This window comes from Streptomyces sp. NBC_00727 (assembly GCF_045161745.1).
In the GTDB taxonomy this organism is placed as follows: Bacteria; Actinomycetota; Actinomycetes; order Streptomycetales; family Streptomycetaceae; genus Streptomyces.
Map to the genome: position 1 here is coordinate 154,303 of NZ_CP108981.1, position 20,951 is coordinate 175,253.

A 20,951-nucleotide genomic window follows, 5' to 3' on the forward strand; every position below is an offset into this window, starting at 1 on the left:
TCTTCCGGTCTCAGGCGTGTGCCTGGCGCGGGTGCGACGCCTTGTGGGGCGCGGCATGGTGTGCGGGCCGGTACGTGGTGCGGGCCGCGAGGTGCCGCAGGGAAACGGCGGCGGTGATGAGCAGGCCGGTGAAGACGGCCAGAAGGATGGCGGACACCCACATCTGACGGCTTCCGGGGGCCTGCCAGCCGGTCCAGGCGGCGGACGCCGCCCACAGCAGTGCGCCCACGGCGTAGAAGGAACGGGCGCGGTGGAGCGACCGCAGGGCCCGCAGGAACTGGATGCGCTCGGTCTTCTTCGGTGCCATGCGCACCCGTGTACCCCGATGTGCCGCGGTCATCGGGGCGACCAGTGTCTGCGTCGCGTTGCTCGTACAGCGGCCCGTTCGGCGACGCCGGGGGAAGCCGGACGAGTTCGCGCGGCGTCGCGCCAGGTCCTTTTGGACCAGGCCCGCTCCCCTCTTGACGCCCTCCCTGGTCCAGTCCAATCTTGGCACTCATCATAGTGTTGTGTCCCTGCCAAACTGGTGCCCCCCGTGGTCGCCCGTCCGGAGGTGCCGTCATGTTCCCAGCTCCCTCCCCCTCCGGCCGGCCCACACGGCTGACGCAGCGCGCCGCTGTCGCCGCCGCGTTCGTCGGCGCCGGGCTGCTCGGCATGTCCGGGGCCGCGTCGGCGGACGTCCCGCCCGGACTCTCCGACGGGACGACGGTGCGGGTGACGAACGGCAAGGAGCTCAAGGCCGCGCTGGCCGCTGCCGCACCGGGTCGGACGATCGAACTGGCGGACGGCTCCTACTCGGGGAACTTCAAGATCACGACCGGCGGCACCCCGAGCGCGCCGATCACCCTGACCGGCTCACGGGCCGCGGTGCTGACCACACCTTCGGGAGGCGGCAACGGCATCCAGCTCACCGCCGCCCCCTACTGGGTCATCAAGGGCATCACCGTCACCGGCGGGCAGAAGGGGATCATGATCGACGCGTCCGACCATGTCGTCGCCGACTCGGTGGAGATCCACCACACGACCATGGAAGGCATCCACTTCCGGACGTCGAGCAGCTACGGGGTCGTCAGCAACTCCTACATCCACGACACGGGGACGTCCGGGAACGGAATGGGCGAGGGCGTGTACGTGGGCACGGCGAACACCCTCACGGACGCCAGCGACCACGTCCAGATCCTCGACAACCACATCGGCCCCCGCATCGGCGGCGAGAACATCGACATCAAGGAAGGCACCACCGGCGGCCTGATCTCCGGGAACACCTTCGACGGCGACGGCCTCACGGGGGCCAACTACGACGACTCCTGGGTCGACATCAAGGGCAACGGGTACACCGTGGAGAACAACCAGGGCACCGGCACGACCAACGACGGCTTCCAGACACACACCCAGGACCCGGGCTGGGGCTGCGGCACGGTGTTCCGCGACAACGCCGCGGACCTGACCGGCGCCACCGGCCCCACCCGCTTCGCCATCGACGTCACCAACTACGACCCGTCGGGCTGCCCCGCGACCGTCACCTCGGACAACCGGGTGACCGGGGGTGCGGGACTGGTGAACCCCGGCATCCCTGTCACCTGACCGTCCGGACCTCCTCGCTCACCCGCCCCGGGCCGGTGAAACGCGCCGAGTTCACGCCGGAGATCCCGCCGGTGACCGGGCAGTCCGTCGGCCTGTGCGGTCCCTGCGCCTGCCGGCCGGACGAGCGCACCGGCAACCAGCGCGTCGCCCGACCGGTGCGGCAGCTCGACCGGCTCGCGGACCTCGACGACGTACGCCGACAGGAGGACGCGCGGGGCGACACGCCTCCGTGAGCGCCGCATCCGCCGCCCGCCGGGATGAGATCACCCGACACGCGTTACGGCAGGAGGCCGGCGCACCCGTGACAGAACATCGGCGACGGGCGTGGTCCGGCGCCGCGCGGAGGAGGTCGCGTGAAGGGCGTGCCAGGGCCCACCGGCCATGTCGTCGTGGTGGGCGCGGGGCTGTCCGGACTGGCCTGTGCCCTGCATCTGCTGGGTGCGGGCCGCCGGGTCACCGTCGTCGAACGGGACACCGGACCCGGCGGCCGGGCCGGGCGGCTGCGGCTGGGCGGGTTCGAGATCGATACCGGGCCCACGGTGCTGACCATGCCGCACCTGGCCGACGAGGCCTTCGCCGCCGTCGGTGACAGCCTGTACCGCCGCGTCGAACTCACGGCCCTGCACCCGGCGTACCGCGCGTGCTTCGCGGACGGGTCCTCGCTCGACGTGCACACCGACGGCGATGCGATGGAGACGGAGGTGCGGCGCTTCGCCGGACCGGCGCAGGCGGCGGGCTACCGCGAACTGCGGCAGTGGCTGGAGCGCCTGTACCGGGCGCAGATGCGGCGCTTCATCGACACGAACTTCGACTCGCCGTTCCGGCTGCTGCACCCGGACCTGGCGCGGCTGGCGGCGCTGGGCGGGTTCGGGCGGCTGGACGGCCGGATCCGCCGCTTCCTCTCCGACGAGCGTCTGCGCCGCGTCTTCTCCTTCCAGTCGCTGTACGCGGGTGTGGCCCCGGCCAGGGCGCTCGCGGCCTATGCCGTGATCGCCTACATGGACACCGTGGCCGGTGTCTGGTTCCCGAGGGGCGGCATGCACGCGCTCCCCCGGGCCATGGCCGACGCCGCGGCGGAAGCCGGTGCGGAGTTGCGCTGGACGGCCGAGGTGAGCGCGCTGGAGCGTTCGGCGGGGCGCGTACGGGCCGTGCGCCTGGCCTCCGGTGAGCGCATCGCCTGCGACGCGGTGGTGCTGACGTGCGAACTGCCCGTCGCGTACGAGCTGCTGGGGCGCCGGCCCCGGCGTCCGGTCCGGCCCCACCACTCGCCGTCCGCCGTGGTCCTGCACGCCGGGACGGACCGCACCTGGCCCCAACTCGCGCATCACACTCTCTCGTTCGGTGCCGCGTGGGAGCGGACGTTCGACGAGCTGACGCGTACGGGCGAGGTGATGAGCGACCCCTCCCTGCTGATCACCCGCCCCACGGCGCACGATCCGTCCCTGGCACCTCCGGGCCGCCATCTGCACTACGTCCTCGCCCCGTGCCCCAACACCACGACCGGTCCCCCGGCCACCGCATGGCGGGACCTCGGTCCGCGCTACCGGGACAGCCTGGTTCGCGAACTCGAACGACGCGGCCTCGACGGGTTCGGGGACAGCATCGAGCAGGAGCTTCTGGTGACTCCTCTCGACTGGACGGCGCGGGGCCACGCCGCCGGCAGCCCGTTCTCGCTGTCCCACACCTTCGCCCAGACCGGTCCGTTCCGTCCGCGCAATCTCGTACGGGGGACGGAGAACGTCGTGCTCGCGGGGTGCGGCACCACACCGGGCGTCGGCGTGCCGACCGTCCTCATCAGCGGCAAGCTGGCCGCCGCGCGGATCACGGGCCTTCCGGGGCTCCGGCCCGGAAGGACGCGCCCCTCCCTCCTGGTCCGGGCAGGTGCCGATGACCCGTCGTGAACTGGACGCAGCCGGCATCACCGATCCCGGCCTGCGCCTCGCGTACACCCGGTGCCGGCAGCTCAACGCCCGCCATGGCAGGACGTACTTCCTGGCCACCCGCCTGCTGCCGCCCGAGCGGCGTGCCGCCGTGCACGCCCTGTACGGCTTCGCCCGCTGGGCCGACGACATCGTCGACGACCTGGACCGGCGCCAAGCGCCCGCGGAGCGCGACCGGCTGCTGCTCCGGCTGGAGAGCGATCTGGCGCGGGGGCTGGCGACCGGCACGGGCGACGAGCCGGTGGTGCGGGCCGTCGCGGACACTGCTGCCCGGTACGGCATCGGGCACGGCCTGTTCGCCGACTTCATGTCCTCGATGCGGGCCGACCTGACCGTCACCGACTACCCCACCTATGCGGACCTGCAGACGTATGTGCACGGTTCGGCCGCGGTGATCGGGCTGCAGATGGTGCCGGTGCTCGGCACGGTCGTGCCCCGGGAGGAGGCCGAGCCGTACGCGGCGGCGCTCGGTGTGGCGTTCCAGCTCACCAACTTCATGCGTGACGTGGGTGAGGATCTGGACCGGGGCCGCATCTACCTGCCCGGTGATCTGCTGGCCTCGCACGGTGTGGACAGGGCCCTGCTGGAGTGGAGCCGGCGCACCGGGCGCGGGGACGCACGCATCCGGGCCGCCCTCGTGGCCGCTGCGGCGATGACGCGGGAGGTGTACCGGACGGCGGAGCCGGGCATCGCCATGCTCGATCCGCGGGTACGCCCCTGTATCCGCACCGCGTACACCCTCTACGGCGGGATTCTCGATGTGATCGCCGAGCAGGACTACCGCGTCCTGCACCGTCGCGCGGTGGTCCCCCGGCGCCGCCGCGCCGCCACCGCCGCCCTCGGGGTGCTGCGTGTGACCGGGGCCCGGTGGCGGGCACGCCGTCGGCACCCGACAGCGGAGGAAGGCCCGGGGGTCGCACGGAAGGAGCCGGTGCGTTGAGTCGAAGGGCGGACGGGAGGCGGTGGTCGGCCCCGCTTCGACTGCGGACGCACGGCGCCAACTGGACTCAGCAAAAGGCTACTTGGCGCGACGCGAGGCCCGCGCTCATCGCCGAGGCACTGAAGCGGGCAGCCGCCCGCCCGTCCGGCAACTGGTACGTGGTGGGCGCCTCCCGCGAGGTGCGTGCGGGTGAACGCCCTTACGGCAGAACGGTCGCCGGTACGGAGGTCGTGCTGTGGCGCGCCGAAGGCGGCGAGTTGAGGGCCGGACCAGGCAGCTGTCCGCACCTCGGGGCGCCGCTGCGGGAGAGCCGGGTGGTGTGCGGCACGCTGGTGTGCCACTGGCACGGACTCGCGCTGGACGGTGCGCCGTTCGCCGGCTGGCAGCCCTTCCCGGTGCACGACGACGGCGTACTCGTGTGGGTGCGGCTGGACGAGATGGGCGGCGAGGAGCCCACCGAGCGGCCCTTGGTGCCCGAACGGCCCGCGCGAAGCGGTTCGGTGGACGCGGTGTTCACGGCGGTCGGGCGGTGTGAACCGCAGGACGTGGTGGCGAACCGGCTCGACCCGTGGCACGGCTCGTGGTTCCACCCGTACTCGTTCGTCGATCTGTCGGTGGTGCGCGAGCCACAGGGCGAGGAGGACGACGCCTTCGTCGTCGACGTCTCCTTCCGGGTGGCGGGACGCCTCGTGGTCCCGGTGCGGGCCGAGTTCACCGCGCCGGAGCCGCGGACCGTCGTCATGCGCATCACGGACGGCGAGGGGGTGTCCTCCGTGGTGGAGACGCACGCCACGCCGCTCACCCGGCCGGATCACGACCGTCCGCGCACTGCGGTGATCGAGGCGACGGTCGCCGCTTCGGACCGGCCGGGCTTCGCGCTCGCACGGGCCGCCGCCCCGGTGCTGCGGCCGCTCATGCGGCGCACGGCCGGGCGGCTGTGGGTCGACGACCTGGCGTACGCGGAACGGCGCTGGACTCTGCGCAGCACCGGGCGCTTCCCCGGCTGAACGAACCCCGGCGCAGGCGACCAGCGTTCAGGCGCGCCCGAGGTTCGCGAGCGCGCGCAACGCGCGGGAGCGGCCCGCCCTCGGCACCGTCCACAGCACCTGCCCCCGCACTCCCCGGTCGGCGAGGAGGGCGTTCGCGGCCAGGAACCCGGTGGTGGCGGCGCGTTCCATGAGGGCGACGGGCAGGTTGCAGCGGATCGCGTCTCCGGCGAGGGTCAGCCAGGGGTGCGGGGTGCGCACGGTGGGGCGCAGGGGGTAGGAGCCGGCCTCGAAGAACGGGCAGTCCGCGCGCCACTCGTGCCGGGAGTCGATGACGCGGGCGTCCCGCGTCTCCCGGTACACCCGGTGCAGCCGGTCGATGAGTGTCTCCTGCACATCCTTGCGTTCGGCCGCCGGGTCGACGGCGTACGCGTGCAGTTCCACGACGGAGCCTCCGGTGCGCGCGGCCCAGCGGGCGGCCTCGCCCTCGTACCGTTCCAGGACGCTGATGTTGTCGAGCCCGTCGTAGCCGCTGGTGCCGAGGAAGCCGGGCCGGTCGGCGCGCACCGGGCGGTCGAGCCAGAGCCGGGAGACGAGGAACGGCGGTGCGGTGCGCAGGGCGGCGATGGCCTCGCGCCAGCCGGCGGTGCCGAGGCAGGGCGACGCGGCAACGATGTGCCGCAGACCCTCGGTGTCGAGGGCGAGCACCACGGCGTCATGGTGATCGGTGCCGGTCTCGGTGTGCACGTGCGCCCCTCCCCCGTCGTGCGGTGCGACCTGACGCACAAGCTCCCCGGTGCGAATCGAAGCGCCGAGGCCTTGCACGTACTCCGCAAGAGGCTCCCAGAGTGCCTGGGGGAAGGGTTCGGTCGGTACGTCGAAGAGGAGGCCCTCGGCCGAGCCGAGGAAGTAGATGTGGAACATCAACAGCAGTTCGGCGGCCGACAGTCGGCGCGGGTCGGCGAAGAAGCTGCGGGAGAACACCTCGAAGGCCAGATGGTGGGCGGCCTCCGGGAAGCGCACGCTTTCCAGGAAGCCGGTCGCGGTGACGCCGTCGAACCGCTCGTACACCTCGGGGACCCGCACATCGAGGAGCGGGAGTGCGGCTCGGGCGTCCATGGCGGCCAGGTCCCGCCATCCGAAGGTGGGGCTGAGCGCGACGAATCCGAGGGCGCTGAGGGGTGGCGTCCTCGGGACCCGGGCGAAGCTGTCGGTCAGGCCGCCGCTGTGTTGGAGCGGGTAGTCGGGCAGCGGCGTGAGGCGGGCGAGACCAGGGTCGGTGCGGCGCAGCAGCCCCCGCAGGTTGTAGTACTGGCGGAAGAAGGCGTGGAAGCCGCGGGTCATGGTCACCGGGGAGCCGTCGGCCAGCAGAGTGCGGTGACCGGAGAGCCGGCCGCCGAGTGCGCCGTCCTTCTCGTACAGGGTCACCCGGGCCCCGCGCTCGGCCAGCAGGGTGGCGGCCGCCAGGCCGGCGATGCCACCGCCGACGACCGCGACGGACGGTTCGTCACCTCGTCGGAAGCGATCCGCGCCGGGGGCGGGCAGGAGGACTTCGGCCTTGCGGTCGCGGCCTCGTCGGGCGGCGGGGCGTGGGGCGTTCACGGTGCGTGCTCCGGTGTCGTGGCCGGTCGGCCGTTGCGGGCGAGGAAGGTGTGCACGATGCCCGTCTGCCAGCCGGCGACGGGGACGACCCGCACGGACGTCAGACCTGCGCGGCCCAGCCGGTCGGCGAAGCCGGGTGCGGTGTCGAAGGCGAGGACGCTGTGCCAGAGGTGGCGGTACAGTGCGCGGTCGCCCGTGCACGTGCCCGCGGGGATGATCACGCCGTGGCAGACGGCCGTCCACAGCGCCCGGTGCGCCGGGGAGCCGCTGAGGCTGTATTCGTGTGCGGCGAAGCGTCCGCCCGGCTTCAGCAGGGCCCGTACGGATCGCAGGACCGCGTCGGGGTCGGTGACGTTGCGGAACAGGTAGGCGGCGAAGACAGCGTCGAACGGCCCTTCTCCGGCCGTGCCGAGCTCCTCGGCCGTCAGGTGGGCGAAGCGCACGCGTGCGGGCCAGGGCTTGGTCAGGGCGCGGCGCAGCATGCCCGCCGACGCGTCCACGGCGGTGATCCGGGCCCGGGGCGCTGCGGTGAGCAGGGCTCGCGTGGAGGCGCCGGTGCCGCATCCGAGATCCAGGAGGTGCAGTCCGGCGCCGTCGTCGGGGAGGCGGAGGCGGCGGGCCGAGCGCAGGAGGTCGGTGCGGTAGCCGGGGTTGAGGGCGGTGAGGCCGTCGTAGGTGTGGGAGGCGTGGTCGAAGGCACGGGCCAGGTCGTGGTCCCGCAGGAGGCTCATCGGTGGCTTTCTCCGTCTCTGGCGAGGGGTTGGGACCGGCGTGGGAGGAAGGGGAGCCCAGCCGCTGTGGCGAGCATGGGCCGGACCGGGGTGCGCAGACCGATGCCCCACTCCTCGCGGAGCGAAGCGGTGCCGTCGAGGAACCTCAGCAGACGCTCGGCGGGCACGTGGCGGAACAGGCCGGTGAAGAATTCGGGGCCGTCGATCCGGCCGGTGTCCAGAGCGCGGAGCACGATCGCGTCCATGGCGAGCACCCGGCGCCCGTAGGGTGCGGGGACGGTCCACCGTCCGTCGCGCACGCCGGCGGCGATGGCCCGGCTCTGCCTCTGTGCGGCGGCGAAGGTGTAGCCGGTGGCCGGGCGGGTGGCGCCGCCCGCGGTGCCGATGCGGAACACGGACGGCCCGGCCCGGTGCGGGAAGCGGGCGTCGGTCATGGGAATCACCCCCTGCTCCGTACGCTCCACCGTGAGCGCGCCGAGCCGGAGCACGTCGCGGCAGTAGTGGCCGAGGGCCGTTTCGTACTCCTCGGTGGTCAGCGGGTGGCGGGAGAACTCCGTGTACTCGACGAGCGCGCGGTCCGGTGCCAGGGGCAGCACGTAGCCGAACGCGAGTCCGCGGGCCGGCTGGGGGACGCGGAAGTCCATCAGATCGGCGACCTCGGGATCGAACCGGTCGGTGGCGGTGCGTACGAACCAGCCCCGGAAGTGCTGGAGCAGCCGGGTACGTGCCGGGGGCAGAGCGGGCAGCGGCCGCGAGTCGAACACGCGCCGGGCGCGCAGTGTCATCGTGTCGCCCCCGGGCAGTGTGCAGCGGACTTCGGCGCCTCCGGGCACGCTGCGCACCGCGTCCGCCGTGGCCCGCAGGACGTGTCCGCCGTCCGTACGGGCCAGGCGGCCGTGGACCAGCCGCTCGAAGTCCGCGGAGCGCACCATCCGGTAGGTGAAGGGGGCCGGTTCCACGGTGACCGGGCGGCCATCGGCTCCGTGCACCCGCAGCACGGACCAGGAGGCGCTGACCGCGTCTTCGAGGCCGTCCGCCTCCGCGTGCCAGTAGCACCAGGTCCGGTCCGCCGGGCGCAACGGCCCGTCCGGCGGCTCGATCACGGTGACGCCGGCGGCCCCGGTCTCCGCCAGCCGGTGCGCGAGGCTCAGGCCGGCCGCGCCGCCCCCGACGACGGCCACATCGGCCCAGCCGTACGGCTGTTCGCGGTGCGCCGTCATGTTCGCCGCGCCAGGTCCGCCGCCACCTCCCGGGCGGCCCGGGTGCCCGATGCGAGGGCGCCCTGGACGGAGCCGGTCGCGCGGTGGTCCCCGCACACGTACCTGCCGGGGCCGGTCCGGGTGGTGCGGCTCAGCGGCCAGGGCGGGCGCATGGCCGGCAGGGCACCCTCGACCGTGCAGGCGGCGATCTGCTGCCAGCCCCCCGTGTCGGTGCCGTACAGCTCGTCCAGCCGCCGGAGCACCCACTGCGCCCGCCCGGGAAGGTCGGCGCCGAGTACGGAGGTGGAGATCAGTGCGGTGCCGGCGGGTGCGTAGGAGGGGGCGACCTCGCTGAGTACGCAGGTGTTCAGGACCGTTCCCGTGCTGTCCACCAACAGGGTCGGCTCGGACAGCGGTGAGCGGTCGGCTGCGTGGTAGTAGGTCGTGACGGTACGGGTGCCCGGCACGGTCAGGTCCGGCAGCAGGCGGGCGGCGGTGGCCGGATCCGTGGCCACCACGACGACGGGCGCGGGCACTTCGCTCCCGTCCGCCAGTGACACACCGGTGTCGGTGAGTCCGGCGACGGGGGCGCCGAGCCGCAGCACCCCGTCGGGGAGGCCCTGGGCGAGCTGGTGGGGTACGGCGCCGATGCCCCGCGCCGGCAGGCACAGCGTTCCGCGCACCATGCTCCGCCAGACCAGGTGGAAGAAGCGTGCGGAGGTCTCCAGCTCGTCCTCCAGGAACACCCCGGCCAGGAAGGGCCGGAGGATCTCGTCGATCACGTACTCCGACAGGCCGGCCCGGGCCAGGGCCTCGGAGGCGTGGCCGTCCTTCCGGTCCCTCACAGAGGAAGCGGGAAGTACGGCGTCCTGTGCGGTGAGCGCCGCCAGTGCGGCCAGGTCGCGGGCGGAGAGGACGCGGCCCGGCAGCAGGTTCCCGGCCGCGCTCGGCTCCCGCGTCGGGTCGGCGAGGCGGACCGGGCCCGTCCGGGTGTGGGCGATGATTCCCGCGGTGAACGGGCGCAGACGCAGTTCCTTCAGATCCAGTCGCCGTTTCACCTGCGGGTACGAGGTGTTGAAGACCTGGAATCCGCGGTCCAGCAGGAACCCGTCCCGGCGGTCCGTGCGCATTCGGCCGCCCACCGCGTCGGATGCCTCCAGCAGGGCCACCCGCAGTCCGGAGCGGCTGAGGTCCAGTGCGCAGGCCAGGCCGGCCAGGCCCGCTCCCACGACGACGGCGTCGGGCGCCCGGCGGTGGTCGTCGTTCATGCTGCTCCTCGGTCGACGCGGGGGCGGCCGGTGCTCGGACGCCCGGGACGCCGCTTGCCCGGCCGCTTGCCCGGAGCACACCGGCGCACACCGGCGCAGCCGCGTACCCGAACGGCGCGTCGGCTGCCGGTACGGCGACAGGCGTCGTGGTCGTGACCGCCGGTCCAGCCGACCATGTTCGGCCGGTCGAAGCGAGGCGCCACGACGGAGCGGACCGGGTGACGCACACGGCCCCGGCCCGCAAGCGGACCGGGTGACGCACACGGCCCCGGCCCGCAAGCGGACCGGGTGACGCACACGGCCCCGGCCCGCAAGCGGACCGGGTGACGCACACGGCCCCGGCCCGCAAGCGGGCCGGGGCCGTGCCCCGTGCGTCGGTCTGTCAGCCGCCGGAGCAGACCGTGCCGTTCAGACGGAAGGCGGCCGGGTCGGGATTGGGTCCGTCGTTGGCACCGACGAAGCCGAAGGAGGCCGTCGAGCCGCCGCCCGGGGCCAGCGGTCCCGCGCCCTCCGGAGCGGTCACCCGTACATGGGTTCCGGTCTGGTCGAACGAGGCGTTCCAGCCGGAGGACACCGACTGGCCCGAGGTCGGCCAGTCCCAGTCCACCGTCCAGCCGGTGATCGGGGTGTCGGAGAGGTTGGTGACGGTCACGGTGGTCACGAAGCCGTTGCCCCAGCTCGTGTCCCGGTGGTACGTCACCGAGCAGGCCGCGTCCGTCGGGGTCCCGGTGCTGAAGGTCAGGGGCGAGGACGGTCCTGAGATCCGTCCCGAGGAGTCCGCCGCCAGCACGTTGACCGTGTGGGTGCTGCCCGGCGGCAGGTTGCGCAGGGTCACGGACGTGCCGGTGGCCTCGCCGATGAGGCGGGTGTGCGCGCCGTCGCGCTCCTGGACGAGGTAGCGGGTCGCGCCCGTCGCCGCCTTCCAGGACAGGCCCGCGGTGGTGTCGGTGACCGCTTCCAGGCGCGGGGTGCCCGGGGTGCCCGCGGCGGAAGCGGCCGGACCGGTGCCGGCCTTCGGTTCGAGGGTCACGGTGAGCAGGGCGTACGGGTCCACGGTGACCTGCGACGCGGACGCCTCGCCGTCGGTGACCTCGGTGATGTCGCTGTCACCCCGCGCGTAGCGGATGACCTGCGGAGCGCTGGCGGAGGGGGTGAAGCCCGCGTAGTCGAGGGCGACGGTCCGCGCGCTGTCCGGGTCCTTGTTGACAAGCATGACGCTCAGCCGCCCGTCGTCGCGGAGCACGGCGTGCGCCGACACCTCCTGCGCCGAGGACTCGGCGGCGACCATGGTGTCGCCCGCCGTGCCCAGTTCGCTGGTCATCTTCATCCCGTAGTAGGGAGGGAACGGCGTGTTGGGCGCCGGCTCGCAGACGTCACCGGTGCAGGCTCCGCTGGACAGCATGCCCATGTCGCCGAAGTCGGTCTCACCGTCGACGGTCGTGATCTCGCCGGCGCCGTTGTGGGTGTTCCACCAGTCGACGTTGAACACGCCGTTCTCCAGCGCCGTCATGAACGCGTCGGCCGCGAACAGCCCGTTGGGACGCGCCGTGAGCCGGGCTCCGCCGGTGTTGGTGTTGATCTCGGTGAGGGCGATCTCGATGTCCGGTGCGTGCGCGCCTGCGACCCGGTCGATCTGGTTGCGCACCTCCCGGAGCTCGCCCGGCAGCTTGCCCAGCCTGTTAAGGGCGTCGTCGGCGGTGGTGTCCGATCCTCCCGCGTACCAGTGGACGCTCACGAAGTCGATGACGTCCGCCACCGCCGGAAGCACAGTGTGGTTCCAGTCGCCGGAATCGCCGGTGCCGACGACGCCGTCCGGCCACTCCCCCGGGCTGGTGAGGACCGCGCCGATCTTGACGGTGGGGTCGACGGCCTTCATCGCCTCCGCGTAGGCACGCACCTCGCGCGCGTACTCCTGGGGGCTCTTGTCCTCGTGCTCGTCGTTCTCCCAGCCGCTGCCGTAGTGGCCGTTGCCGTAGATCTCGTTGCCGATCTCCCAGTACTTCGCGCCGTAGTCCTTGGTGACGTTCGCGTACCTGACCCAGCCGGCCGCCTCCTCCGGTGTGCCGGAGCCGTAGTTCGCGATGAGGATGGGCTGCGCCCCGGCCGCGCGGACGGTGCCCATGAACGCGTCGAAGCCGGTGCCCGGGGCGACGTATCCGCCGGGTGCCGTGTGGGTCTCCCAGTGGTAGATGTCCGCGTACGAACCTCCCGGGTAGCGCATCACTCCCACATCGGCCGCCTTCATCAGGTCCGCCACTTCGGGATCGTTCATGTGCGAGTCCCAGATGGCGGTGTTGACGCCCCGGGCCGCGCCGGTCAGCGTGCCCAGCGCCGCCTGGGCGTTCACCCGTACGTCGACGTCGGCGCCGTCCGTCGCCGTCGGTGCGGCGGGAGCCACGCCGGTCAGCGAGGTCAGCAGGGCCAGCGAGGCAGCCAGGACGGCGGCGGCGCGTGCGAGGGGGCGGAAGCCCTGTGGGGGTCTGTGCGAGGGCGCCATGGGTGATCCTCCCTGGGATCTCGGCGGCACGGGCGGAGTGCGGGTACGTGCCGCCGGACAGGCGAAGTCCGCTGCGGCGACGAGGCGTTACACGTCGGCGGCACCGACGACGAGGTGCGGGCGGAGCGGTGGTGCTCGCGCGGGACGTTGATCCGCACGCGTGGGAGCGCTCCCATAATGAGAGGGGTGTGGCCCCCTGTCAACGCCCGGTAACGCCGCAGACCTCGCCGGGGAGAGGGACACGCCGCCGGCCGGCCACTGGCGGTGCGAGCCGCGCGTGCGCGGTGTAGGGAGGAAGCATGCCGCAGCACGCCGAGAAGATCCGTAAGCCGCTGCGAGGGAGGGCCATGCTCGCCATCCCCATCGGCTGGATCGTCGCCGTCTTCCTGATCGACGTGCTCGCACCGCCCGGCATTCATCTGGGCCCCCTGCTCGTCGCGGCTCCGGCGATCACGCCATCGGCGGCCGTCGAGCACTACCGGGCCGCCGCCGCCCGCACCACCAGCGTCCCGGAGCAGCGCTACCTGATCATGTGCGCCGCGCGTCTCCACCACGGCGGGGCGGGGTGACCCCAGTGCTGCCGTCCCGGTGGAACCGCCTGGGGCTCATCCAGCACCTCGCGCTCGACGCCCCTCTGGCGTGGTGGCCCCACCACCTCGGCTCACGGGCCTCGCCAGACATTGGCGAAGGCCGCGTTCTCGATCGTGCGCCTTTGGCGTACAGCCTCCAGCTCCATCAGCGAGTCGTGGACGGCGGCCACCACAGTCGTCACCGTCTCGTCGTCGAAGCCGGGCTCCTCGTCGGCCCGTCCGTCCCCGACGCCCACGGCCGAGGCCAGGGCGGTGAGGACGGGTTCGTTCTCCTTCCAGCGGCCGGCCGCGCGGGTTCGAGCGGGCGTGTCCGCCGGCTGCACGCGGTCCGGTCCAAAGGACAGCCGGCCGGTCCGCTTCCGCGTCAGCTCACCGGCCTCTTCCAGGGCCGCCTGGTACGTGGCCGCGAGATCCTCGCCCCGGCGCCAGAGCCAGTCCTCGATCCGCTCGTACGGCGTCTCCCGGACGAGTCCGTCGGCGGCGGCCCGCGTGAGCCGGTCGTCCGGTGTCGCGGGCTCCCCCGGCACGATGCGGTCGCCGTCCACGACGACGGCGCCCGCTCCGACGAGATCGATCAGCTCGGCGCCCGCCAGGGCGAGCGACAGGTCGCCCTGCCCCACGGAATGCGCCGGGTCCATGGCGATGATGAACAGGTCTTTCGCCGTGGTCATGAACGGCCCTCCTCTGCAACATCGACGACGGTCAGCTGCCACTGGCCGGTCCGGCTCCCACGATCAGTATCGCCCGCCCGGGGCGCCGCGAGCCGGCTTCGCAGCGGACACGTCACCCCGTACGGAAAGCGATGAGGCACCCGTACAGGTAGACAGGATTCATGCAGACTTTTCTCCCCTTTCCGGACTTCACCGAGTCGGCTGTCGTCCTGGACCCCAGGCGGCTCGGCAAGCAGCGGGTGGAGGCCGTGCAGGTGTTGCGCGGGCTGACCGTGCCGGGTTACGGGTGGCGCAGGCATCCGGCGGTCCGCATGTGGGCGGGGTACGAGGAGGCGCTGGTCCGGTACGGGCTGGACGTCTGCGCGGTCTGGACGGCCGACGGGCGCGCCGATACCTGCGCCGTCACTCTCGTGCGGGACTTGCGGGCGGCCCACCCGGCCGCCGCGGCAGTCCGCTCCCAGGCCCAGCTCGGCCAGGAGGGCGATCTTCCACCGTGGCTCGGCACGTCCGACTTCCACCGCAGCCACCAGTCGGCACTGCTCCGCAAGGACCCGGAGTACTACCGCGACCGGTTCCCTCGTGTGCCGGACGACCTGCCCTACGTATGGCCGGCGTCGGACCGCCCGTCGGAGCCGGGGTGAGCGTCACTCAAAAGTCGGTTGTGGAGTGATCACCACGGCGTCTAACGTCTACGCCCGACGACGTGTAGCTCAGCAGCAGAGCGCCGGGCTCTGGACCCGGGCGCAGGGGCGGAACCTGCCACGTCGGCTTATGAATGACGACGCTGAGCAGCAGCCCCTCGCCGTGGCCACCTCCTACCCGGAAAGCCTGCTTGCCCAGGCCTTCGTGACGGCGCTGACCCACGAGGAAGCCGGCACCCGGCAACGCGCCGAGGTACGTGGGCAGCGGTGGCGGGAGGTACTGGCGGCCATGACCGCGGGCCGGGTGACGGTCGGCTCGCGTACGCCCGTGACCGGGATCCCGGCCTGGGTGACCCCCAAGGTGATGCGGGGCGGTTTCTCCACCGGGGCCGTGAGCGCCGGTGGCCCGCTGCAGGCCCACGAGACCGACGCCGCACGGAGTTTCGGCGTCCCGGCCGAGCGGCGCGCGCTGTTCGCGTACTGCCTCACCGAGCCGGGGCTCGCCTGGCTGTGGGCTCTGCTGGACAGCGGCGGGTACGAGATCGGGGTGCCCGAGGAGGCCGCGCTGCTCACCGTGGCCTGGCTGGTGCGCCACGGGGCGAGCGGCGCGGCGGCCGACCTCGTGGCGGAGTTGGAGCCGCTCGCCGGCCGGCTGCGTTTCCTGCCCCGCCCGGCCGACGCCCCCGCGTCGGCCGCCGGTGCGGCGGTCCACCGCCGTACCGTCTCCGACGCCGTCGGCACCTTGGTGCGACGGCGGCCCAACGCGGCCGTCGAAGCCCAGCGTGAGGCGCTGGCCGTGTGGCAGCCGTTCGGTGACGAACTGCTCGTCCACTGGCTGCGGACGGCGCGGGCCGGTCAGGCCCTGGAGGTGGCCCCGGACGCCGACTGGCTGGCGCGGTGCGAGGCCCTGCTCGGCCGGTATCGGGTGCTCGCGGCGCAGCACACCCTGTGCAGCAAGCACCGTAAGCCCAAGGAGAACCTCGGCATTCTGCGCGGGGCGCTGGAAGAGGTCGTCGCCGGGCGGCCGTTGGAGGTACGCCGACTCGGTCTGCTGCGGCACGCCGTGCGGTCCATGGTGCGACGCCGGGGGCTGCCGGGGTCGGATGCGCACGGGGCCTTGCGCCGAGGTCAGGCCGACCAGGCGGCGCGCCCTTCCCACTACGCTCTGTCCCAGCTGATACTGGGCCGGCTCGCCGTGCTCCCTCAGGATGGCGGAATCACTGATGTCACCGCGCTCCTGGACGACCGAACGGCACTGGATGCGGTGATTCCCGCGATCCCGTGCGCGACTTGTCCGAGATGCCGGTGTTCGGCGAGGAACCGGGCAGCGGCAGCCCACCACACGCGTCCTTCGGCCGCTGCTCCCGTGACAGCGTTCGTTAGAGTTCGCCGAGTGTATGGGGAGGTCGATGTCCGTGTCCGTCCTGGTCGTGCAGAACACGTCGTACGGGGGCCCCGGTCGGCTCGGTGCGTGGTTGGGCGCGGCGGGACTCGAGCCGCGGGTGCTGCGGCCGTACGACGGTGAGGAGCTGCCCGCCGTTCTCGGGGGCCGGCCGCTGATCGTGCTCGGCGGCGGTTTCCTTCCCGACGACGACGAACGCGCGCCCTGGCTCGCCGCCACCCGTCGCCTGGTGGCGCAGGCGCTGGCGGACGGCACACCGATGCTGGGGATCTGCCTGGGCGGGCAGATGCTCGCCCAGGTGGCGGGCGGGACGGTGCGTGCGTCGTACGGGGAGCCCGAGTTCGGCAGCACGATCATCCGGCTGCGCCCCGAGGCGGTGGACGACCCCCTCCTCGCGGGCCTGGGTGAGGCGGTCCCCGCGATCGAGCGGCACGTCGACGCCATCACGCGGCTTCCGGCGGGGGCGGTCTGGCTCGCTTCCAGTGACAGCTGCCCGTACCAGGCCTTCAGGGTGGGCGAACGGGCCTGGGGCGTGCAGTTCCACCCCGAAGCGGAAGCCCGGAACATCAGTGCGTGGGACCGGACTTGGCTGGCCGCCCGGGGCGTCGACCGGGACCGGCTGCAGGCGCGGGCCGTGGCCGACGAGGATTCCTCTGTCGCGGCCTGGTCCGTCTTCGCTGAACGGTTCGCGGGCGTGTGCCGTTCAGCGGGGCGGGCGCGTCAGCGGTAGTCGGTGAACTCCACGCCTTCTTGCGCTCTTACCCCGTGTACATCCCATGGATAACGTGGGCATAAGGTGAGGCTCGCCTAATCTTTTGAGGCTGAACACACTAGGAGCACGCTCATGTCATATCGGCGCCGTGGTACAGCCGCAGTCGCCCTCGCCGTCGCTGCCGCGCTGTCACTGGCAGCGTGCGGCGCCGACTCCGGGAAGGACGGCGGCTCGTCCTCCCAGGGGTCGAAGGACTCCAAGTCGGTCGCCAAGGGCGGCAAGGACTTCGGCGACGCGGCCGCGAAGACCGCGGCCCTCGGCACGGACGCGAAGCCCGGCCAGTGGCCCCGTACGGTCAAGCACGCCATGGGCAGCACCGAGATCAAGGAACAGCCGAAGCGCGTGGTCGTGCTCGACGTCGGTGAGCTCGACAACGTTGTGTCGCTCGGTGTGAAGCCGGTCGGTCTCGCGCCGACCGAGGGCTCGCCGGAGCTGCCGTCGTACCTCAAGAAGGACGCGGGCACGCCGAAGAACATCGGCACGATCAACAGCCTCAACCTGGAGGCGATCGCCGCGCTCAAGCCCGATCTGATCCTGGGCAGCCAGCTGCGCGCCGCCAACTCCTACGACGAGCTGTCGCAGATCGCGCCCACCGTCTTCTCCATCCGGCCCGGCTTCACCTGGAAGGAGAACTACCTCCTCAACGCCGCCGCGCTGGACAGGACGGCGCAGGCCGAGGCGAACCTCGCCGCGTACAAGAAGAAGACGAAGGCCCTCGGGGACAAGCTGGGCGCGGACAAGCCGACCGTGTCGATGGTCCGCTACCTGCCCGACGGTCTGATCCGGCTCTACGCCAACGACTCCTTCATCGGCACCATCCTCAAGGACGTCGGCATCCCGCGCCCGAAGAACCAGGACATCGCGGACCTGGCCGCCGAGGTCAGCGCCGAGAACATCGACCAGGCCGACGCCGACTACGTCTTCACGGGCGTCTACGGCGACGTGAAGGCCACGGACAAGAGCAAGGCCCAGGCCAACCCGCTGTGGAAGAACCTGAAGGCGGTCAAGGACGGCCACGCCTACGACGTGCCGGACGAGACCTGGTACCTGGGACTCGGTGTCACCGCCGCCGACGTGGTGCTCGACGACCTTGAGAAGTACCTGACGGCCTGAGGCCGCGGACCGAGAAGAGAGAGTGAGCCCGGCGCATGTCGCCACCCAACCTCACCCGTCGGCGGGCGGGCTGGCTGCTGGCCGGCGCGGCGATGCTGCTGGCCGCCGTCCTCCTGAGCCTCATGGTCGGCAGCCGCCAGGTCGCGCCGGGCGATGCGCTGCAGGCCCTGTTCCACGACGGCGGCAGCGAAGACGCCCAGGTGGTACGCGCGCTGCGGGTACCCCGGACGGTGGTCGGCGTGCTCGCGGGCGCCGCGCTCGCCCTCGCGGGAACGGTCATGCAGGGGATCACCCGCAACCCCATCGCGGAGCCGGGCATCCTCGGCGTGAGCCAGGGCGCCTCGGTCGGCGTGGTGACCGCGATCGCGTTCTTCGGGGTGCACTCGCTGAACGGCTACGTGTGGTTCGCGTTCGCCGGTGCCGCACTGGCCGGGGTGGGTGTGTACGCGGTCGCCAGCGGCGGACGCGGTGGTGCTTCGCCGGTCAAACTCGCCCTGGCGGGGGCCGCGATGAACGCGTTCCTCGCCTCGCTCGTATCCGGGATCGCCACGACCGACGCGCGTGCTCTCGACGAGTTCCGGTTCTGGCAGGTCGGCTCGATCAGTGGGCGCGACGGCGAAGTGATCGGCCAGGTATGGCCGTTCGTGGTCGTCGGGATGATCCTGGTCGCGGTGATCGCCCGGGGACTGGACGCGCTCGCGCTGGGCGACGACGCCGCGCGCAATCTCGGCAACAACGTCGGACGGCTGCGGGCCCTCGGTGCGCTCGGTGCGACCGTGCTCACCGGGGCGGCCGTGGCCTCGGTGGGGCCGATCGCGTTCACCGGTCTCGCCGTCCCGCACATCGCGCGTGCGCTGGTGGGCACGGCACACCGCTGGGTGCTGCCACTGGCGGCCATGCTGGGTCCGGTGATGATCCTCGGCTCGGATGTACTGGGGCGCGTTCTCTTTCCGCCTTCGGAGGTGCCGGTGGCCGTCATGACCGCGCTGATCGGTGTGCCGTTCCTGATCGCGCTGGTCCGGCGCCGGAAGGTGGTGGCCGCGTGAGCAACCTGGAAGCCACCGTCGCCCCCCGTCCGCGCCCCGGCGGGCATGCCGTGCTGCGGCGCGGACGCGCGAGTTTCCTCGTACACCGCCGGGCGGCCGTCGTCGCCCTGGTGCTCGCGGTGCTGCTGGTGTGCGCGGTCGTGGCGTACCTGTGCGTCGGTGAGTCGTTCGTGGCGCCGTCGGAGGTCGTACGCGTCCTGCTCGGCCGCCCCAGCCCCGACGAACTCGTCGTGGGCACGCTGCGGTTGCCGCGTCTGGTCGTGGGGCTCCTCGCGGGGGCCGCATTCGGTGTCGCGGGGGCGCTGGTGCAGACCGTCGCCCGTAACCCGCTGGCCAGCCCCGACGTCATCGGCGTCACGCACGGGGCGGGTGCGGCCACGGTGGCCGCGCTGAGTTTCAACGCCGTGGCCGCCGACGCGCTGCCGTATGTCTCTGTCGCCGGTGGCCTGGCGGCGGCCCTGCTCGTGTACGTGTTCGCGTGGCGGGGCGGGCTGCACTCCTCCCGCTTCGTGCTGGTCGGCATCGGTGTGTCGGTCGCGCTCGGCTCGCTGACCCAGCTGCTGCTGACCAAGGGCGACTATCTGGTGGCCCAGCAGGCCAAGGTCTGGCTGACCGGCTCGCTCAACAGCCGCGGTTACGAGGAGGCGGGCCCCCTCGCCCTCGTACTCCTGATCGGCCTGCCGGCGGCCCTGTGGGCGGCGCGTGCACAGCGCGGGGCCTCATTCGACGACGACACCGCGACCGCGCTCGGCGTCCGGCTGGGCCGGGTCCGGCTCGGGCTGACCGCTCTCGGGGTCGTCCTGGCGTCGGTGGCCACCGGCGCGGTGGGGCCGGTCGACTTCGTCGCGCTGCTCGCCCCGCAGATCGCGCGCCGGCTCACCCGCACGGCCCAGACCCCGCTGCTGTCGTCGGCGCTGGCCGGGGCGCTGATCGTCGTGGTCGCGGACCTGCTGGCCCGCCGCCTGTTCTCCCCGATCGAGCTGCCGACCGGTGTCCTCACCGCCGTGGTGGGCGCGCCGTACCTGATGTGGCTCATCGTCCGTACCCGCAGCCGTTCCGGAGGCATCCCGTCATGAGCCGTCCGTCCGCCAGCCGACTCTCGGCGCACGATCTCACCCTCGCCTACGAGGACCGCACCGTCGTCGCGGGCCTGGACCTGGAGATACCCGACGACAAGGTGACCATCGTCGTCGGGCCCAACGCCTGCGGAAAGTCGACGCTCCTGCGGGCGCTCGGCCGCCTCCTCAAGCCGCGGCGCGGTGCGGTGCTGCTGGACGGCGCCGAACTGGCCGGTCTCCCCGCCAAGGAGATCGCGCGGATCGTCGGTGTGCTGCCGCAGTCCCCCACGCCGCCGGACGGCATCACCGTCGCCGATCTCGTCGCCCGCGGCCGCCAGCCGCACCAGAAGTGGTGGCAGCAGTGGTCGGAGGCCGACGAGCAGGCCGTGGGCGAGGCCCTGGAACGTACGAACACGGCCGCCCTCGCCGACCGCCTGGTGGACGAGCTCTCCGGCGGGCAGCGCCAGCGCGTGTGGATCGCCATGGCCCTCGCGCAGGACACCGAACTCCTGCTGCTCGACGAGCCCACGACGTACTTGGACGTCGCCCATCAGGTGGAGGTGCTCGACCTTGTACGCCGTCTCAACCTGGAGCGCGGCCGCACCGTCGTCGCGGTGCTCCACGACCTCAACCAGGCCGTCCGGTACGCCGATCACCTCGTCGCGATGAAGGACGGGCGCATCGTCGCGCAGGGGGCGCCGGACGAGGTCGTCACCACGGAGCTGGTCCAGGAGGTGTTCGGGCTGTCGTCCGTCATCATCCCGGATCCCATCACGGGTGGCCGGCTCGTCGTGCCGGGGTACAGCCGGCAGCCGTCTGCGGCGGAGAAGACTGCCGCGCACTGACTGGGGGCGTTCGTGGGGGGCACCCAGGAAGGGCACGTCGAATTGACATGCCCACGCCGTTTTCTG

Annotated in this window: 18 protein-coding genes, 1 tRNA gene and 2 pseudogenes; 14 read left to right on the forward strand and 7 right to left on the reverse strand. The window is 72.6% G+C overall.

All coding sequences use genetic code 11. The annotated features are described in order from the left end of the window. Nucleotides 1–10 precede the first annotated feature (10 nt). Nucleotides 11–307 (reverse strand): hypothetical protein, encoded by a 297-nt coding sequence (locus tag OG242_RS00725; protein WP_405896247.1) that lies wholly within the window; start codon nt 305–307, stop codon nt 11–13. A gap of 254 nt (nt 308–561) precedes the next feature. Here OG242_RS00725 and OG242_RS00730 point away from each other — a divergent pair, with 254 nt between their 5' ends. The 5 genes from OG242_RS00730 to OG242_RS00750 all read left to right on the forward strand — a co-directional run bounded on the left by OG242_RS00730 (nt 562) and on the right by OG242_RS00750 (nt 5,471). Further along, on the forward strand, nt 562–1,584 hold the full coding sequence (locus OG242_RS00730; protein WP_405896248.1) for a right-handed parallel beta-helix repeat-containing protein: 1,023 nt from the start codon (nt 562–564) through the stop codon (nt 1,582–1,584). A 35-nt stretch (nt 1,585–1,619) separates the two neighbouring features. Next, on the forward strand, nt 1,620–1,817 hold the full coding sequence (locus tag OG242_RS00735) for a hypothetical protein (RefSeq protein ID WP_405901781.1): 198 nt from the start codon (nt 1,620–1,622) through the stop codon (nt 1,815–1,817). A 120-nt stretch (nt 1,818–1,937) separates the two neighbouring features. Next, the gene (crtI, locus tag OG242_RS00740) at nt 1,938–3,485 is read left to right on the forward strand and encodes a phytoene desaturase family protein (RefSeq protein ID WP_405896249.1); all 1,548 of its coding nucleotides are present in this window, start codon (nt 1,938–1,940) and stop codon (nt 3,483–3,485) included. Then, nucleotides 3,472–4,464 (forward strand): phytoene/squalene synthase family protein, encoded by a 993-nt coding sequence (locus OG242_RS00745; RefSeq protein WP_405896250.1) that lies wholly within the window; start codon nt 3,472–3,474, stop codon nt 4,462–4,464. The genes crtI and OG242_RS00745 overlap by 14 nt, the downstream gene beginning before the upstream one ends. Then, entirely contained in the window at nt 4,461–5,471 is a 1,011-nt protein-coding gene (locus OG242_RS00750; RefSeq protein ID WP_405896251.1) for a DUF5914 domain-containing protein, read from the forward strand. The genes OG242_RS00745 and OG242_RS00750 overlap by 4 nt, the downstream gene beginning before the upstream one ends. Before the next feature lie 27 nt (nt 5,472–5,498). Here OG242_RS00750 and OG242_RS00755 read toward each other — a convergent pair whose 3' ends face one another. The 5 genes from OG242_RS00755 to OG242_RS00775 form a co-directional block, all read right to left on the reverse strand. Then, nucleotides 5,499–7,052: an FAD-dependent oxidoreductase gene (locus tag OG242_RS00755; protein WP_405896252.1), complete on the reverse strand. Its 1,554-nt coding sequence runs from the start codon at nt 7,050–7,052 to the stop codon at nt 5,499–5,501. After that, nucleotides 7,049–7,783 carry a methyltransferase domain-containing protein gene (locus OG242_RS00760; RefSeq protein ID WP_405896253.1) on the reverse strand — a complete coding sequence of 245 codons (735 nt, stop codon included), beginning with the start codon at nt 7,781–7,783 and terminating at the stop codon, nt 7,049–7,051. Before OG242_RS00760 ends, OG242_RS00755 begins: the two co-directional genes overlap by 4 nt. Next, on the reverse strand, nt 7,780–9,003 hold the full coding sequence (locus OG242_RS00765; RefSeq protein WP_405896254.1) for a lycopene cyclase family protein: 1,224 nt from the start codon (nt 9,001–9,003) through the stop codon (nt 7,780–7,782). The genes OG242_RS00760 and OG242_RS00765 overlap by 4 nt, the downstream gene beginning before the upstream one ends. Beyond that, on the reverse strand, nt 9,000–10,250 hold the full coding sequence (locus OG242_RS00770) for an NAD(P)/FAD-dependent oxidoreductase (RefSeq protein ID WP_405896255.1): 1,251 nt from the start codon (nt 10,248–10,250) through the stop codon (nt 9,000–9,002). The genes OG242_RS00765 and OG242_RS00770 overlap by 4 nt, the downstream gene beginning before the upstream one ends. A gap of 382 nt (nt 10,251–10,632) precedes the next feature. After that, nucleotides 10,633–12,747 carry a cellulose binding domain-containing protein gene (locus OG242_RS00775; RefSeq protein ID WP_405896256.1) on the reverse strand — a complete coding sequence of 705 codons (2,115 nt, stop codon included), beginning with the start codon at nt 12,745–12,747 and terminating at the stop codon, nt 10,633–10,635. A gap of 299 nt (nt 12,748–13,046) precedes the next feature. On the opposite strand from OG242_RS00775, the pseudogene OG242_RS00780 reads away from it, so the two are divergent. Beyond that, nucleotides 13,047–13,208: pseudogene (locus tag OG242_RS00780) on the forward strand (serine/threonine-protein phosphatase); the annotation flags it as partial. Nucleotides 13,209–13,408: 200 nt separating this feature from the next. Here OG242_RS00780 and OG242_RS00785 read toward each other — a convergent pair. Further along, complete coding sequence (locus OG242_RS00785; protein WP_405896257.1) at nt 13,409–14,008, reverse strand: GPP34 family phosphoprotein; 600 nt, start codon at nt 14,006–14,008, stop codon at nt 13,409–13,411. Nucleotides 14,009–14,169: 161 nt separating this feature from the next. Between OG242_RS00785 and OG242_RS00790 the strand changes: the two genes are divergently transcribed. From OG242_RS00790 to OG242_RS00825, 8 genes and pseudogenes are all read left to right on the forward strand, one after another. Continuing rightward, complete coding sequence (locus tag OG242_RS00790) at nt 14,170–14,649, forward strand: MSMEG_6728 family protein (RefSeq protein ID WP_405896258.1); 480 nt, start codon at nt 14,170–14,172, stop codon at nt 14,647–14,649. A gap of 58 nt (nt 14,650–14,707) precedes the next feature. Beyond that, nucleotides 14,708–14,776 (forward strand) — tRNA-Gln (locus tag OG242_RS00795). Between the two features lie 3 nt (nt 14,777–14,779). Beyond that, nucleotides 14,780–15,889 (forward strand): annotated as a pseudogene (locus OG242_RS00800) (hypothetical protein); the annotation flags it as partial. 169 nt (nt 15,890–16,058) lie between these two features. Beyond that, the gene (locus OG242_RS00805) at nt 16,059–16,781 is read left to right on the forward strand and encodes a type 1 glutamine amidotransferase (RefSeq protein ID WP_405896259.1); all 723 of its coding nucleotides are present in this window, start codon (nt 16,059–16,061) and stop codon (nt 16,779–16,781) included. 114 nt (nt 16,782–16,895) lie between these two features. Beyond that, nucleotides 16,896–17,936, forward strand: a complete 1,041-nt coding sequence (locus OG242_RS00810) for an ABC transporter substrate-binding protein (RefSeq protein ID WP_405896260.1) — start codon at nt 16,896–16,898, stop codon at nt 17,934–17,936. Between the two features lie 35 nt (nt 17,937–17,971). After that, nucleotides 17,972–18,982, forward strand: a complete 1,011-nt coding sequence (locus OG242_RS00815) for a FecCD family ABC transporter permease (RefSeq protein ID WP_405896261.1) — start codon at nt 17,972–17,974, stop codon at nt 18,980–18,982. Further along, nucleotides 18,979–20,058: a FecCD family ABC transporter permease gene (locus OG242_RS00820; RefSeq protein WP_405896262.1), complete on the forward strand. Its 1,080-nt coding sequence runs from the start codon at nt 18,979–18,981 to the stop codon at nt 20,056–20,058. The genes OG242_RS00815 and OG242_RS00820 overlap by 4 nt, the downstream gene beginning before the upstream one ends. Beyond that, nucleotides 20,055–20,885: an ABC transporter ATP-binding protein gene (locus OG242_RS00825; RefSeq protein ID WP_405896263.1), complete on the forward strand. Its 831-nt coding sequence runs from the start codon at nt 20,055–20,057 to the stop codon at nt 20,883–20,885. The genes OG242_RS00820 and OG242_RS00825 overlap by 4 nt, the downstream gene beginning before the upstream one ends. Nucleotides 20,886–20,951: the final 66 nt, after the last annotated feature.

What these genes read in the sequence shown, in the direction of transcription:
- OG242_RS00730 (WP_405896248.1), top strand. Translation starts at nt 562, where the DNA reads ATGTTCCCAGCTCCCTCCCCCTCCGGCCGGCCCACACGGCTGACGCAG.
- OG242_RS00765 (WP_405896254.1), bottom strand. Translation starts at nt 9,003, where the DNA reads ATGACGGCGCACCGCGAACAGCCGTACGGCTGGGCCGATGTGGCCGTC.
- OG242_RS00725 (WP_405896247.1), bottom strand. Translation starts at nt 307, where the DNA reads ATGGCACCGAAGAAGACCGAGCGCATCCAGTTCCTGCGGGCCCTGCGG.
- OG242_RS00825 (WP_405896263.1), top strand. Translation starts at nt 20,055, where the DNA reads ATGAGCCGTCCGTCCGCCAGCCGACTCTCGGCGCACGATCTCACCCTC.
- OG242_RS00810 (WP_405896260.1), top strand. Translation starts at nt 16,896, where the DNA reads ATGTCATATCGGCGCCGTGGTACAGCCGCAGTCGCCCTCGCCGTCGCT.
- OG242_RS00775 (WP_405896256.1), bottom strand. Translation starts at nt 12,747, where the DNA reads ATGGCGCCCTCGCACAGACCCCCACAGGGCTTCCGCCCCCTCGCACGC.
- OG242_RS00815 (WP_405896261.1), top strand. Translation starts at nt 17,972, where the DNA reads ATGTCGCCACCCAACCTCACCCGTCGGCGGGCGGGCTGGCTGCTGGCC.
- OG242_RS00805 (WP_405896259.1), top strand. Translation starts at nt 16,059, where the DNA reads ATGTCCGTGTCCGTCCTGGTCGTGCAGAACACGTCGTACGGGGGCCCC.
- OG242_RS00790 (WP_405896258.1), top strand. Translation starts at nt 14,170, where the DNA reads ATGCAGACTTTTCTCCCCTTTCCGGACTTCACCGAGTCGGCTGTCGTC.
- OG242_RS00770 (WP_405896255.1), bottom strand. Translation starts at nt 10,250, where the DNA reads ATGAACGACGACCACCGCCGGGCGCCCGACGCCGTCGTCGTGGGAGCG.
- OG242_RS00760 (WP_405896253.1), bottom strand. Translation starts at nt 7,783, where the DNA reads ATGAGCCTCCTGCGGGACCACGACCTGGCCCGTGCCTTCGACCACGCC.
- OG242_RS00745 (WP_405896250.1), top strand. Translation starts at nt 3,472, where the DNA reads ATGACCCGTCGTGAACTGGACGCAGCCGGCATCACCGATCCCGGCCTG.
- OG242_RS00785 (WP_405896257.1), bottom strand. Translation starts at nt 14,008, where the DNA reads ATGACCACGGCGAAAGACCTGTTCATCATCGCCATGGACCCGGCGCAT.